Annotated in this window: 1 protein-coding gene; it reads right to left on the reverse strand. The window is 38.7% G+C overall.

The genetic code is table 11. The annotated features are described in order from the left end of the window. Nucleotides 1-702: 702 nt before the first annotated feature. Entirely contained in the window at nt 703-15,216 is a 14,514-nt protein-coding gene (locus tag GTR01_RS13810) for an SDR family NAD(P)-dependent oxidoreductase (RefSeq protein ID WP_160138414.1), read from the reverse strand. Nucleotides 15,217-15,428: the final 212 nt, after the last annotated feature.

Consider the following 15,428-nt stretch of genomic DNA (forward strand, 5'->3'; position numbering starts at 1 on the left):
TTTCTCAAAAATTGCTCGGTTCATTATCGTTTTAGGTTTAGAAAATCTTTACTTCTCTATATTTTACGAATATACCTTTTTAATTCTGGTAATAAACTATATCTTTTAAATAATCATTAATTTGATTAAGTAGGTTTATTACAATTTAGTGTTTGTTTCCTCACTTAAATGCAACTTTTATGGAAGTCCCAAAATATGAAACATTTTATTAAATTATTTACAATTCATTTCTTTATAATCACTCTTATTAGAAGTATCTAATATGAAATACAACTTTTTATTTTTTTCCATGAAGAGTTATTTTTGTTCTCATATTCATTAGATATTATAAATATATTCCTTGTAACCTTTAGGACTGATTTCTTTTTTTACCTGACCAAATCCATTATATTCATATTTGTACACACCGTTTGAGGGGTCATTGAATTCAGATTTTCTACCCCAAAGAAGTATTTGATGGTTACAATAATATTGCCATACTGAGCTTTAATTTGCTCTCCCGCGGCATTATAAGAGAAGTTAATAATACCGCTTTCATTCTCAGAAGAAATAACATTATCTAAAGCATCAGTAGTTTTCTTAGCAATATGTAGAATCCTGCAAAATTGACCACCCTAATCCTGCGAAAGTTTGCAGGCTTTTTGTTTTTCAGTATCTACAAAACCTATATTGATTCCCAAGTGGATCGAATTTTCGAAAATTTTAACCGTAAATTGTTCCAAAAAAATGTTTGATTGTACCAAGCGATTTTAAGTCGGTCAGTATCATCATATGATTCGGAGTATCGAGTTCGTATAATTGGAAGTTCACAAATAGTTGTTCCCATTCTTGCCAATATAAACCGTGATCAAAATAAGTTTTATTCGGATCTATAGAAAAATAAGGTCTTAATTCTCCTAGAAATAGTCCGCTCTGATTGCGAAAATAATAACATGTTAACTCTTCAGGTCTAAGGAGTGGCTTGACCACATAAGAGCTAGCTTCGAATGCCTCTTGCACTTGTATCGTTTTATCAATCCATTGCGTACCTTTCACATTGTCTCGTATGTACCCTCGTTTATTGGCTATACTAATGAGCTGCTTTAAAAGATTCGCAGGAGAATGTCTTTTATTCAGTTCTTCGCAATGAATGAGTTCATTGGATAACTTTTCAGGATCCGATTGAAGGCTCGTAAAAATCTGCATATTAACGGTTTGCAGCAATGCGTCTTTCTTATTGAAGGTTGCGTTTTTAAGCTCCGGTCCTATTAATGTATCCAACATAACTACTGACTCTACTTTGTCTCCCATTTCTTGCAATTGTCTGGTAACTTCATAGGCGGTAAGTCCACCCAATGAATAACCGCCTAAATCATAAGGACCATTTGGTTGAATCGCTTTAATAATTTGACTATAATACGCGGCCATTGCTTGTATACCATTTAAAGGAGCGCGTTCGGTCATATAGCCTCGAGCCTGAATACCATAGAATGGGCGGCTAGAATATCGGGCCAAATCTTGGTAAATTTCAACACCGCCCGCACCTGCATGGAACCAGAAAACTGGTCTGCCATGCTTACCTTCATTAAGCAATACGAGTTCTGGAAACTGTGGCCAAGCTTTCGGCACAAAATTAACTTCTGCTTGTGGGCTCTGTGCCGGCAGTATTGGTTCAATATTTTTAACAGCCTCCACAATATCGTTTAGGGTGTTGCATTTTTCCAAATGTCGTACGGTTATTGCTGGTGATATATGCGCTTGCAGTCTTTGCACTAATTGCATAAAGAGAATCGAATCCATCCCATATTCGCTTAGGGAAATACTTAGTGAAACCACATCCTCTTGAAGACCTAACAACCTGGCTGTCAAATTAATTACTTTATTCTCTACAAGCATTCCATGCGCCTTTGTCTCGCTTTCCTGAATAAACGAACCTAAATCGGGGGTAGTTTCTAGCGGGGCTAACCAATAACGGGCTTTTGAGAAGGAATATGTAGGCAAACTGATTCTCTGGGGAGTTTCTTGGGTATAGATTTTCCACCAGTCAAAGGCAAGACCTCTTACCCATAAATCGAGAAATTTGTTGTATTTTTTTCGTTTCAGCCATTCTAAAAGCGTTTGTTGCAATTCTTCATCGGTAGAAAATAAGGATATCGTTTCCCCTATATTATCCGCACTACCTTCATAAATCTCCTCCAATAAACCCTCTAAATAGCCTTTTAACTTTATTGTTAATTCCTCTATTGAATCGGCTATAAATGCCATTCGCTCGGTCATCACTTCTCTTCCGACCTGCAAGGTAAATGCTATTGAGGGAAGCATATCATCTGAAGGCATTTCTTCATCCAGATAAATCAACAACTGATGAGCGTAGGCCTTAAGGCTTTCCTTGGTTTTAGCCGATAGAACCACAATATTTTGCTCTAGCGTGTTAATCGGTGTGTTTTTAATCGGATACTCTTCAATAATTAAATGTGCATTAGATCCTCCCGCTCCAAACGATGAAATACCCGCAATCCTTGGTAGAATCTTTTCTTGTGTATTTCCATCAAACTTCTGCACGTTCCATTCAGAAAGCTCTTGTTGAACGCTGAACGGAGTTTGTCCAAAATTAATCTTGGTATTCAATTCTGCTATGTTTAACGAAGGAACTAATTGCTTGTGTTTCATTTGCAATAGTATTTTAGTTAAACCTGCTATCCCTGCTGCGCTTTCGCAATGACCGATGTTGGATTTGACTGAGCCAATTGCGCAAAACTGTTTTTCGGTTGTAGCTCTGGCAAATGCTTTACTTAGCCCGGCCATTTCTATAGGGTCTCCCAAAACCGTTCCTGTTCCATGCGTTTCTACATAGGAAAGTTGTTCAGGTTTTACTCCTGCTCTTTCGAGGGCATCTGAAATTGCGCTTGCTTGCGCATTTGGATTCGGAACGGTGTATCCATTCGTTTTACCTCCTGCATTAATTGCACTGCCTTTAATAACACCGTAAATATGATCTTTATCTAAAATAGCTTTTGATAAAGGTTTCAGCACTACTGCTCCTACTCCTTCTCCATCCACGAAACCATCGGCATCGTTACTAAACGCTTTGCATTTATCGTCAACCGACAACATTCCCATAGCGCAAAGGCGACTGTAATGAACTGGATCTACGATAAGATTTACACCACCCGCAATAGCCACTTCACATGAACCTCCCCGTAAACTTTCGATTGCAAGATGTATTGCTGTTAAAGAAGATGAACAGGCGGTATCTACCGCAAGACTTGGCCCTTGAAAATCAAGAACATAAGACACTCGATTGGCAATGGAATGGAAACTGGTTCCGGAAGGATAATTACCGTTCATTACGCCAACGAAAACGCCCACTTTCTTCTTCGCGTTTAATTCCTGCGGGGTATAACCTGCATCTTGCACAGCTGTATAGGCAATTTCCAGAAACAACCTTTCTTGTGGATCCATTCTGGCGACTTCAGTTGGTGCAATTCTAAAAAAAAGTGGATCAAATTTATCGATATCCTTAATAAACCCACCCCATTTAGTATAATGTGTACCCCATTCGCCCTTCTCATTGCTAAAGTATTTTTTCCAATCCCATCGATCTTCCGGAATTTCGGTAATGCAATTTTTTCCGGACTTCAGATTGTTCCAAAACTGCATCAAATTATCAGCTTGAGCATACTTACCTTGTACCCCGATAATGGCTATCGAATCTCTGTCAGCTGGTCTATGTTTTTCTTCATTTAAGGTCTTAGTCTCCTTTTCTCGGCTAAAATTTAAACCCCTCGATAAGCTTACTGTCTTATAGCGTGCATTATCAATATTTACGGCTAAATTGGGCAAATTAGTGCTTTTCTGCTCAGGTTGTAAATTGACTATTTTAGCCAAATTATCTCTTTGAGTCTCTATAAAATAATCGGTAAGCTGCTCTATTGTCTGATACTCAAAAAATAAAGTACTGCTCACATTTTCAAACACTTCTTCTAGAGCATTATTCAATTGAATCACCATTATCGAATCTATACCATATGATTCAAACGAGGTTACCGCATCTATTCTATGAATGGGTATTTTTAAAACACGAAAGAAAAGTTCTTTAAAATATAAGATACCTTTTTCTCTCAATTCATACGGTCTAACTGCCCCAGCAGGGATATTCGTATTTATTCCCGTATTTTGTGCAATTGCCACAGGCGATTTTACGACCTCCTTCACTAGCGAAACACCCTCACCATTAACAAACTGACTATCAACCACTTTCTGTCTGATTATTCCATCGCTTTTTGCAAGCACAATTTGTTGTCCCAATTGCTGAGCTACTAAAGCCGGGAACTCGATGTCATAAAATCCTTCATTTTTCATTGCCAAACTCCACATTTTAGATGACAATATCGGAGATCCTGAAATTCTCAGCTCATTGTCTTCATAGCGCCACCATCCTTCTAACAAGCCAAACGTAAGGTGCGAAAATAGTGTATTGCTACCAAGTTCATTCAATAGTAATTGTCCCTTACAATGTAATACGGCCTTCGCATTTCGCAAAGACTGGCGTATGTTTTTTGTTGCGTGTAACACATTGGTGGCAATTACGAAATCGTAGCTATTAGCGGCTATTCCTTGTGAAGCTATCGGCTTTTCAACATCAAATAAACGATACTTAATATAGGAAGGCCCTGCCTCAAACGTTTTTTCGGCATAGAGTAGAAAAGCTTTTGAAATATCGGTATAGCAATACTCTTCTATGTTGTTTTGATACTTTTTCAACTTATCAAAAACAAGTATGCTCGTCCCTCCGGTTCCTGCACCAATTTCTAGTATTCTTATTTTTACCCGCGGATCTTTAGCCATTTTCGCTTCTATTAAAAGGAGCAATTGATTTGCTAAAATTTCGTTGAAATAGTCGGCTACTAAGTTATCTCGATATACTCCCTCGACCATTTTCATGGATGATTCCGGAAACATAACGTCTGTTGCAAGACGCTCTCCTTTCATTATACCGGAAAGTGCCTTTAAGGTAGTTTCTACTAAAATTACCTGAGCTTTTAAATTTGGATTTGATAGCCAGGCCTTTTTCTTTGAATCCCAGTCATTCCAAATCTTACTTGAGCTTTCTATCTCTTCCAATTCTTTTCCTGTGGGACTTAGGTAATTTCTTTCTACCAACAGGTTGATGCTATGCTCCATCCAATGACTATATCGATCATCGACAGCATCTTCATTACGATTAAGAAAATCATTTTCCTTTAAAACGGCAAACAGCAGGCGCCCTAATAGTTCGTCCATTTCCATTGCTGGCGGTACCAGATTCGTTTCTATGGAGGCAATGGTATCGCGGTCTATAAAAACCGTAGCTTCCTTTTCTTCCATTGAGTTTGAAGGACTTAAATATGCTGTTAAACAACCTAATGAAGTATATTCTATTAAATTGAACGGTTTATCTACAGTATCAAATTGCTTATGTAGATATTCTTCAAATTCTATTTGCTTTGATCCATCTAAACCATATTCGCTCCAGGTTGTTGATTCATCAATATCATCGATACTTACTGCTAGAAAATTGGCTATTGCAGCTTTTAGTTTACCCGTTAACGGCACTCTATTTGGACTTTGTGAGCCGCCTGTTTCGGTTAAAGGCAGGTAACTTGTAATTGCTTCATCTGTTTTCAGTCCCATTGTTCCTATCGGCCTATTTATTTTGATAAAGGCTAGCTGATTTACAGGTTCAGCCAATAGCACTTTTATGGCCTCTATACCATCTTCTGGCTCAATTGACGCGAATCCTGCCATTGCCATTCGTTCTTTATATTGTTCGGAAGCGACAATTCCGACGCTACCCCAATAGCCCCAGTTAATTACTTTAACCGGGCATGTCCATTGCTTTAAAAGTTGTTGGGCGTAGCTATCTTTAAATGTACATCCTGCTGCATAATTACTTTGTCCGGCGGCCTTTGTAAACGATGTCATCGACGAAAAGAACAAAGCGAAATCCAGGTGTTCATTTTTAAAAATTTTCGCAATATTAATACTCACATCGGCTTTTGCGGTTAAGCCTGCACGGAAAGTAGCTTCGTCCATCTTAGCCAGCCTTTGATCGCACAAATCTATTGCTGAATGAATGACTGCATTTATGGCTGAAAACTGCTTTTTAATCTTCTTATAGGCTTCTTGTAGTAGTTTTTCGTTTGTCGCGTCAGCTGCTAAATAGATTGGTTTAGTTCCCAGTTTGCCTAAAGTATCTATCTTGTTCTGTATTTCATCATCAAGTTGTCTACGTCCTATCCATATTACCTGTGCATGGTAAGTAGTTATTAAAAACTTGCTTACAATTTCACCTATACCTCCTGCGCCCCCAATGATTACATAAACACCTTTCATTTTAAGTAAATTGGGTACTGATCCGGAAGGTCTGTACGACACCAACTGGCTAGAAAGCCATTGTTGATTTCGATATAAATAGGCGTTCCCTTGTGTTTCGTATGGCAACTTAAACACCTGTTCCAGTGGGCATTCAAGAATATTTTCTACATCAACCAACCTGATTTTCCAATTGGTATATTCCTTCGCCATTGAGCCGATAAGCCCATGAATTGCCGCTTGTGCGGGATCAGCTTGTTCATCATCAAGCACTGCTTGTGCCCGATTAGTAAATATGGTCCAAGCTAAAGGCTGTGTATCGTAACCGTGTTGCAAGAGTGCTTTAATAAAGCGGAAGCAGGTAATAACCGGATTGATTTGTTCTTCTGATGTGGCAACTTCGCAGTTCAACAGCTCTGTTGTACTCCAGTAAATTATCTCCTCCACCTTAAATTCTGAGAACTTATCTACCATTTCAGTTACCGTATTCTCGCTTGATATTTGAATGAATTGGGCTTCCGGATAATACTTTTGGATTGCCTTTCTATCTACTTCATCTATACTGACTACCAATACTTTTGATTCTTTTATGTAGTTAACTTCTTCTCCTGTAAAGGTATCCCATACCGGTTTAAGGTATACTTTACCGCTGTTGTCTAAGATTGATAAAGAATTTAGTTTACTTCCTGCGCTTGTTGCTCCCAGTTCGTTTTCCAATGACCTTGTTGCAAATTCCTTAAATTGAACACATACTTTTCCATTTTCGTCGCAGATGTCAACATCAAATTTTTGTACGTTTTGTTTTTGGTCTGTTCCTTCGCAGTACCTAACAAAGGCGAACATCTTAGAACTACACTTATGATGGATGACGAGTTCTCGAAGTGCAAAAGGTACTTTTGGTTTTAATATGGCTCGGTTTTGTGGTAAGGATATATCTACTGATGCTAATAAAAAACCAACAACACCTTGTAGTGCAGCGTCCAATATTCCGGGGTGCAATGTATACTCGTTAAGTTGCCCTTTTAATGATTCTGGCAATGAAAGTTCCACTAATAGTTGGTTATTTCCTACGTAAACCTGTTCTATCAATCTATGGGAAACACCGTAGCTTACTTCCATTTCTTCGAAAACGTCATAGCATTGCTTGCCTGAAAGAATGGTTTGAGCGCATTGTTCTTTTACTTCTGGAATCGTGATATAGCGCTCCTCTAGATTCTCCAACAAGCTTGCTGTTCCCTGACAATGAACGATGGCCTCCTTTTCGTCGGTAATCATTTCAAAGTCTATTTGATCTTCATAGTTTAGAAATAATTTCGTTCGAATTTCAGGAGCAGAAACACCTACTAACCAAGGTCTTACCCATACCACATTGTTGAGTTTTATTGCCAACTCTTTCTGGTTTTCATCTTCATCCCCCTTAACAGCGTATTCTATGGCCGTTCTAGCCATTTCAAGGTATGCCACCCCCGGAAGTACGGCTCCTTGTTGAACTTTATGATCGCTTAGAAATGGCTCATTTCCGTTAAATGTGCTCGCAAAACATATTCCCTCTAATGTGGATGTATTTTGCTGCAGCAATGGATGCAACAGTGATGATCCTTTTTTGCTAGGTGAAATTGTTGGTAAGTCGTCGGCACTTGCCCAGTATTCCTCTCTTTCAAAAGGATACGTAGGAAGGTGAATACGACTGGGCTGCGTACCGTATAGTTCTGCCCAAGAAAATTCATATCCTTGACAATACAGCTCAGCTAATGCAAACAATCCTTCTTTATAAGTGCTTGCCTCTACATCGTTTAAAGCGATTTCTTGCATCAAGTGATGTGCATATTTATTAATAGAAACTTGCTCTACGAAATCTGGAGCACATATACGCTGAAAAACATTCGGTAACTTATCTTTTTTACCTACATGTTTCCATGCAGAAATAGCGTTTTCCACATCTTGAATTACAATAGCACAACGATGCGAAAAGTGTTGACGCCCCGCCTGTAGGGTATAACTAATCTCCATCAAGTCTGCATCCTTTGCATCCGAAGATTGAAGATATTGAATCATATCTTGCACTCTTTCAAGCAGGGCATTTTCTGTTTTTGCTGAAAGAAGCAACAAATAGAAGGGTTTTGTTCGTTTTTTTGAACTCTTGAATAGGTCATAGTTTTCGACCACCATGTGCGCATTTGTTCCGCTCATCCCAAATGAACTGAGTGCTCCCATTCGTTTTTTATTTACTCCTTCGGGCCATGGAGTCGTTATTTTGTTCACATAAAAATGAGAGTTATCTAAGTTAATAAACTCATTTTCTGTTTTACAATTCAAACTTGCTGGTATTTTATTCTGCTGTAATCCTTTTACCAATCCTACTAAATTAACTAAACCCGAAGCAGCAAAAGTATGTCCGAAATTGGTTTTACTTGACGTTAAGGCACAATAAGCCGTTGCAGATGTATATTTTTTAAACGCCTGGCGAAGTGCGTTTACTTCAATGGGGTCTCCTAATTTTGTACCTGTTCCATGTGCTGCCACATGTTTTATATCTTGTGGGTTAATCTGATAACGATCGTAAATATTTTGAAGCAGATTAACTTGCGCTGCTCCACTTGGTGCAGTTATTCCATTTGTTTTGCCATCGTAATTAATTCCGCTACCCTTGATTACCGCATGAACAGGATCTCCATCTTTTAGTGCTTTTGACAGCCTTTTTAATACCAGCACTACTACTGCTTCGCCGGGAACAATTCCGTTCGCATCGGCATCAAAGGTGGCACATTTGCCATTCGTTGAAAGCATGCCCGCCTCCGTCATTTGAAGGTAGGCCATTGGTGTTAGAATAAGATTCACACCTGCCGCCATTGCGGTATCGCATTCTCCGCTTATTAAACTTTGACATGCTTGATGTGCCGCCACCAAGCCTGAGGAACAAGCTGTATTGATTGTTAAATTGGGGCCATTCAAATTGAGAAAATAAGCTATTCGGGCAGAAAGCATAGCCGTATGATTGGACGTAATCGACCCTCTTCCGCTTGTAACCAACTGGTATTCTCCTTCTTCAGCTCCCACAAATAAACCTATTTTATTTTCCTTAAGTTGCTTTTCTCCATAACCTGCATCTTCTAGTGCGCCACATGCTTCTTGCAGTAGTAAACGCTGTCTGGGGTCCATGTATTGGGCTTCTAAGGGCGATATCTCAAAAAACAGCGGATCAAATTCTCTCATTCCAGGAATATGTCCTATCCATTTTGAATTAATTTTCCCTTCAATCTTCGTTTCACTATAGTATTGTCTCCAATCCCATCGATCAATGGGAATCTCCGTTACCGCGTTTTCTCCTTTTTCAAGGATTTCCCACATTTGATGAATATTTCTAGCATTAGGAAAGCGACCGCTCATACCTATAATGGCGATTGGCTCATCGACTGCTGCATACAAATTTTCAGCATTCGTTACTGAATCTTTCTGGTTATTTTCTACTGGTTTCGTATCTGAACCACTGAATAATTCATCTTTTTTGTCTGATTTATTTTTTTCTTCGGAATAAAATTTACTTAAAGTATCGTGATACTCGTTTAAAAGATAACTAGCGAAATCATCGATAGTGGTATGTTCAAAAAATACGCTTGGACTTACATCAATAGTATACATTGTACTCAATGCCTGTGCAAATTGCGTAAGCACTATTGAGTCAAAGCCAAAATCTATAAAATTAACATCGTTATTAATTCTCTCTCGCTCTATCCCTAATAATTGGTTGATTTGTTCTTTTAGTTCCCAATGGAGGCATTCTTTTAAATCCCATCCTTTCATTATAGGTAATCTTCTATTTTCCTCGGAATAGGTCGTACGCTCCTCCAAATTAATAAGCGGCTTGCTCCACTGCCCTATCCCTAAAAACTGATGTACTCGATTTTTTTGTCCAACAATTATTAACTGACTCAAATCGTCGGACATCAATAATTGCTCCCATACTTTTATCCCTTGATCAATCTCCAAATACGCCTGTCCGCTTAGTTTTAGATACGATTCTTCGTGTTTGCTCTCGAAATGCATCCCTCCTGATCGCCATAACGGCCAGTTAATGGCTATAAATTTTGTTTTATTGTGCTGTTCATTTTGGTAGGTGGCATAATCCATCTGATAACGATTGGCCACAGCGTAATCGCAAGAGCCAAAATCACCTAGAATTGCCGATGAGGAAGAAAAAGCACAAAAAAAGTCCAATTCATCATTTACAAAAGTCTCGTTCAACACTTCTGTTCCTCTCACTTTCGGCGACAAAACCTCTTGCAGATCGGCTAAATTTTTATTTTGTAAAGCAGTGTGACTTGGAACTCCGGCCATGTGTAGTATTCCATTTATTTTTATCGATTCAAGCTTTAATTTGGCTGATAGCTCTTGCATTGAATTTAAATTGCTTATATCTCCTTGAAAATAGGTTACACTTGTTTCATAGCGCTTTAATTTTTCAAGTTCGGTTTGATTTTTCTCATTCAATGGGGAGCGACCAATTAAAATAAGGTTTGCCTGGTATACCTTTGCGAGATAATCGGCAAATACCAACGCCAAACTCCCCATCCCGCCTGTAATTACATAATAACCGTCCTGCTTAATTGCCGAAGAAGCTTGGTTCGCTAGAAAAGTGGGTTCTATAACCGACACTAGGCGTGTATTCTCTTTGTACCAGATTGTTTGGTTCGTATCGAAGTTTTGTTCTTTCCAAAATTTCTCTACCCACTCCGACATTGATCCGGCTTTCTGAAGCACTAATTTCACCTTGGTTCTTGATACTATTTGTTTAATCGATCGCTCAAAACCAATCCAAGAAGATACATAACAGTATTCTTCAAAAGAGTCGTATGCGCCGGCTATTAGAAGTCTGTCTACTTTTAATTTTGCGGTGGTGATCGCTTGAAATAGTAGAAAAATTTCTGAATACTGGTTTCTCAAAATCCTTTCTTCTTGCGGCCATAAGTACCAAATTGTATCTATTTGAGTTAAATGTTCAAGATCAGAAAACAGCTTTTCATAAGCCTGTTTTAATGTTCTATCGATACCAATGTGGTTAGTAGTATCTATTTCTGTGCCCAGATTGTGATGCGATACAAATAGTAGATTGGGCCTATCTTCGGCAGTGCAACTCGCAAACTGATTCGCAATCAATTCCTGACTTAAGGCATTATCTGCAAAACATAAGACAGTTTTCAAATGAGCAGATTTGGCATTGGGCAAGCTTTCTTCCTTCCATCTCTCTGTAAACGACAACACCTCTAAGGGCTCTATTTCTTCTACTTTTGCTTCGATCAATTGATTTACCGTATTCTTAGCTTCGAAAAGCTCCGGTAATTTCTCCTCATCGTTGGTATTAGGCAACCAATAATACTCATTAGCAAAAGGATACGTGGGTAAGCTTATATTTCGAGGAATAGCATCCCGGTACAATTCTTCGTAGTCCATGTCCTGCCCTTCACACCAAAACTTGGCTAAATCATCAAGCTTTCCTTCAAAAAGATACTCATTGAGCTTTATTGCTACCTCGCCATCCGCTGCTTTTTTTCGATTTGCTCTACCGCTATAAAGATTAGCTATGTTTTTTTCGTCCTTAACAAAAGTGGATAATTTTTCTTTTAATTCCAGGATGTTATCCAGCACTATTGCCAGTCGCTCCTCCATGGCTTCACGTCGTAGCAGCAAGGTATACATTATACGTTGCAAATGACTGTCATTTAAGCCCTTTTGATTGATAGCACGTAGCATTTCCTCAGCATACTTTTTGAGTGCTTCTTTATTTTTTGCCGATAATACAAAAACAACCGTCTGCGAACGTTCGGTTAGTGAAGGTTGTTCTTCTTCATCGTATTCTTCGAGAATTACATGCGCATTCGCTCCACCCGCACCGAATGAGGATACTCCTGCTATTCTTGGTAATTCTCTTGATTCGTCGTTGATTTCTTCTAAAGGAGCCAGCCAGGAAGTCAAATTTTGCTGTACTTTAAATGGCGTTTTTTCAAAATTGATATTTGGATTTAATTCAGCAGTATGTAAACTGGGCACAAGCTGTTTATGCTTCATTTGAAGAACCACCTTGGTTAAGCCTGCAATTCCTGCCGCGGCTTCGCAATGACCAATGTTGGATTTCAGCGATCCAATAGCGCAAAACTGCTTTACCAGAGTATCCTTCTCAAAAGCTTGCGAAAGACCTGTAATTTCTATTGGATCTCCCAGTTCTGTGCCTGTACCGTGTGCTTCTATGTAGCTTACCGTTCTTGCATTAATGGATGCTTTATCTAAGGTTTCTCGAATGAGGTCGCCCTGCGACATCGGATTTGGAACGGTATATCCATTGGTTTTTCCTCCGTGATTTATGGAAGATGCACGAATTACGGCATATATGTTATCGTTGTCTTTAATTGCCTTGGATAGTGGCTTTAAGAGGATAGCGCCGACTCCTTCTCCTGGCACAAAGCCATTTCCTCCCTTTCCGAAACTCTTGCACTTGCCATCGCTGGATAACATCTGTTGCAAAGAAAAAAGCCTATAACTTGAAGGATGTAAGTACAGATTCACCCCTCCTGCAACCGCCATTTCACATTCCCCTTGTCGTAAGTGTTGGCAGGCTTCGTGAATGGCTGTTAGAGAGGATGAACACATCGTGTCAAAGGCTAAGCTTGGGCCTTTAAGATTGAAGAAGTAAGACACTCTATTGGCAACCGAACTGAAAGAGGTATGAGGAAAAAGCGGTATTCCTTTTTTCCAAAGCTCTGGGCCATATAGCTCAAATCCGGTTCTGGTAATCCCGGTAAATATTCCTATCCGGTTATTAAAATCGGTTGATAATCGATGGCGCGTATAGCCTGCATCTTCAAATACTTCCCAACAGCTTTGCATAAAAAGTCGTTCTTGGGGATCGATATTAACTGCTTCTTTGGGCGATATATTAAAAAACAGCGGATCAAACTCCGCAAAATTTTCTAAGAATGCTCCCCATTTACTATAGCTTTTCCCTTCTGTTAATGCTTCTTGCTTACTTTCACAATAGAAATTTTCTAAAGACCATCTCTCTGCTGGTATTTCGCTTACACAATCTTTGCCATTCTTAAGGTTATCCCAAAATTCTTCGAGATTAGCCGCCATGGGGTAACGTCCTGACATGCCAATAATTGCAATTGGTTCGTTTACATCTGTTAATGAATTCGTGTTCGTACTTTCAAAAGACTTCTTTTTAAAGGTACGTTTGTTTTTACTTACTGAATGGCCCGATGCTTCTGTTTTAGTTGTTGCGATGGGGTTACCGTTTAATTTTTCTGTGGAATCATTGTTGTTAAATAACCTACGCAATTCTTCTTCCCTGTTTTCAACAAAATAATTCGACAGGGCTTCGATTGTTTGATATTCGAAAAAAATCGTGTTGCTTAGCTCTTCAAAAATCTCGTTAAATGCATTATTCAATTGTATGATTAAAATAGAATCGATCCCGTAGGTTTCCAATGGTTCAAAGGAATCTATCGTATCGGCCGGAATTTTTAATGTCCTGCTAATCAGCTGCGTCAAAAATTCAACAGTTTTAGCTTGCAATAAATTCTGATTTGCTTGGCTCGATTTCTCTTCAGTTTCTAGCTGTTTTTTCGCTCTAGGTGCGCTAGGCGCTATCGGTTTAAGAGAAGACTGCTCTTTTTGCTTCACTATCCCATCGCTTTGTGCTAATACAATTTGCTGCCCTAGTTCATGTGCGCTATGCGTTGGAAAGCTCACTTGCTCGAATCCTTCTATTTCCAATACATTCTTCCAGGTATCTGGAAAAAGCCCTGGCGAGCCGGGTATACGCAGTTCTCTATCTTGTGCCAGCCACCAACCTTCGAGTAGCCCAAAGGTTAAGTGGGTAAACAAGGTATTTTGACTAATTTCGTTCAGCAATATAACTCCATTGTGTCGCAAGATTGCTTTTACATTTTCTATTGATGTATTTATGTCTCTTGTGGCGTGCAATACATTTGCGGCAATAACTAAGTCAAAGTTATCAGCTTTAATTCCTTGCGCTAAAACCGGTTTTTCTACATCAAAAATTTTATAGGTTATGTAATCGTAATGAGTACTGTATTGCTGCTCTGCGAGCGAAAAAAATGCTCTCGAAAGATCGGTATAACAATATTCGCCTATATGTTTACGAAATGGCTCTAATTTTTTAAAAATAATATTGCTGGTACCCCCTGTACCTGCACCGACCTCAAAAATATTAATTTTGACTTCCGAATCTAGTTCAATCCGCTTTTCTACATACGCTACCACAAAATTGGCTAGCGCTTCATTAAAATAATCGGCTACTTTATTGTTTTTGTAAATACCTTCTACTAGATTCATCGATGAATTGGGGAAAATTACTTCTGTAGCGCTTCGTTTACCGGTTATTAAATCAGGAAGAGCCCATAATGTGCTCTCCACGAGGTTAATTTGCGCATTCATATTTGGATCTTGAATCCATTGCTTTTTTTTGTCAGCCCATCGCGATAGTATCTGATCTTCGATTGGAATAGAGGCTTGATTAACAGAATAGGTGTACCCGGATCTAGTTAAATATTTACTTCTAACAAAAAGCTCTATCGTTTCATTTAACCAGGGTGTATAAAAATCGTTGAAAGAAATCACCTCGGCCTTTAACTCAGCTAGCGTAAAGCTTTTTCGACTAAACATACCTGTTGAGCGCAACTGCAACCATAACATTTGAACCAATAACTTGTTCAGTTGTTTTGAATACGCCTGACCTTCTTCTTTCATATTTTCTACGTAAGACCTATCGAAAGGCAAGTAATCATTTATCTCCTGAATAATACCGGGTATTTGTTCTGGATATACTGTTATTTTAGTATTTAAATTTATTCCAACGTTCGTACTCATATTCATTGTTTAATATCTAGTAATTGTATTTATTAAATTGTTGCAAACACTCTGTTCTATTTCTGTATATAATTGAAAAGAATAGTCCTATTTTTCGTTAAGGAAATTCCCCAATTGTAAAGGTTGATTGGGAAATAAAACATCGCAGCTGACAGACCGCTTAATTCTCGTAATTGAGGGACGGTTCGTATTGGTTAAAAGATTGGTTAGAG

The sequence above is a fragment of the Chryseobacterium sp. c4a genome (genome assembly GCF_009900745.1).
Taxonomy (GTDB): domain Bacteria; phylum Bacteroidota; class Bacteroidia; order Flavobacteriales; family Weeksellaceae; genus Chryseobacterium.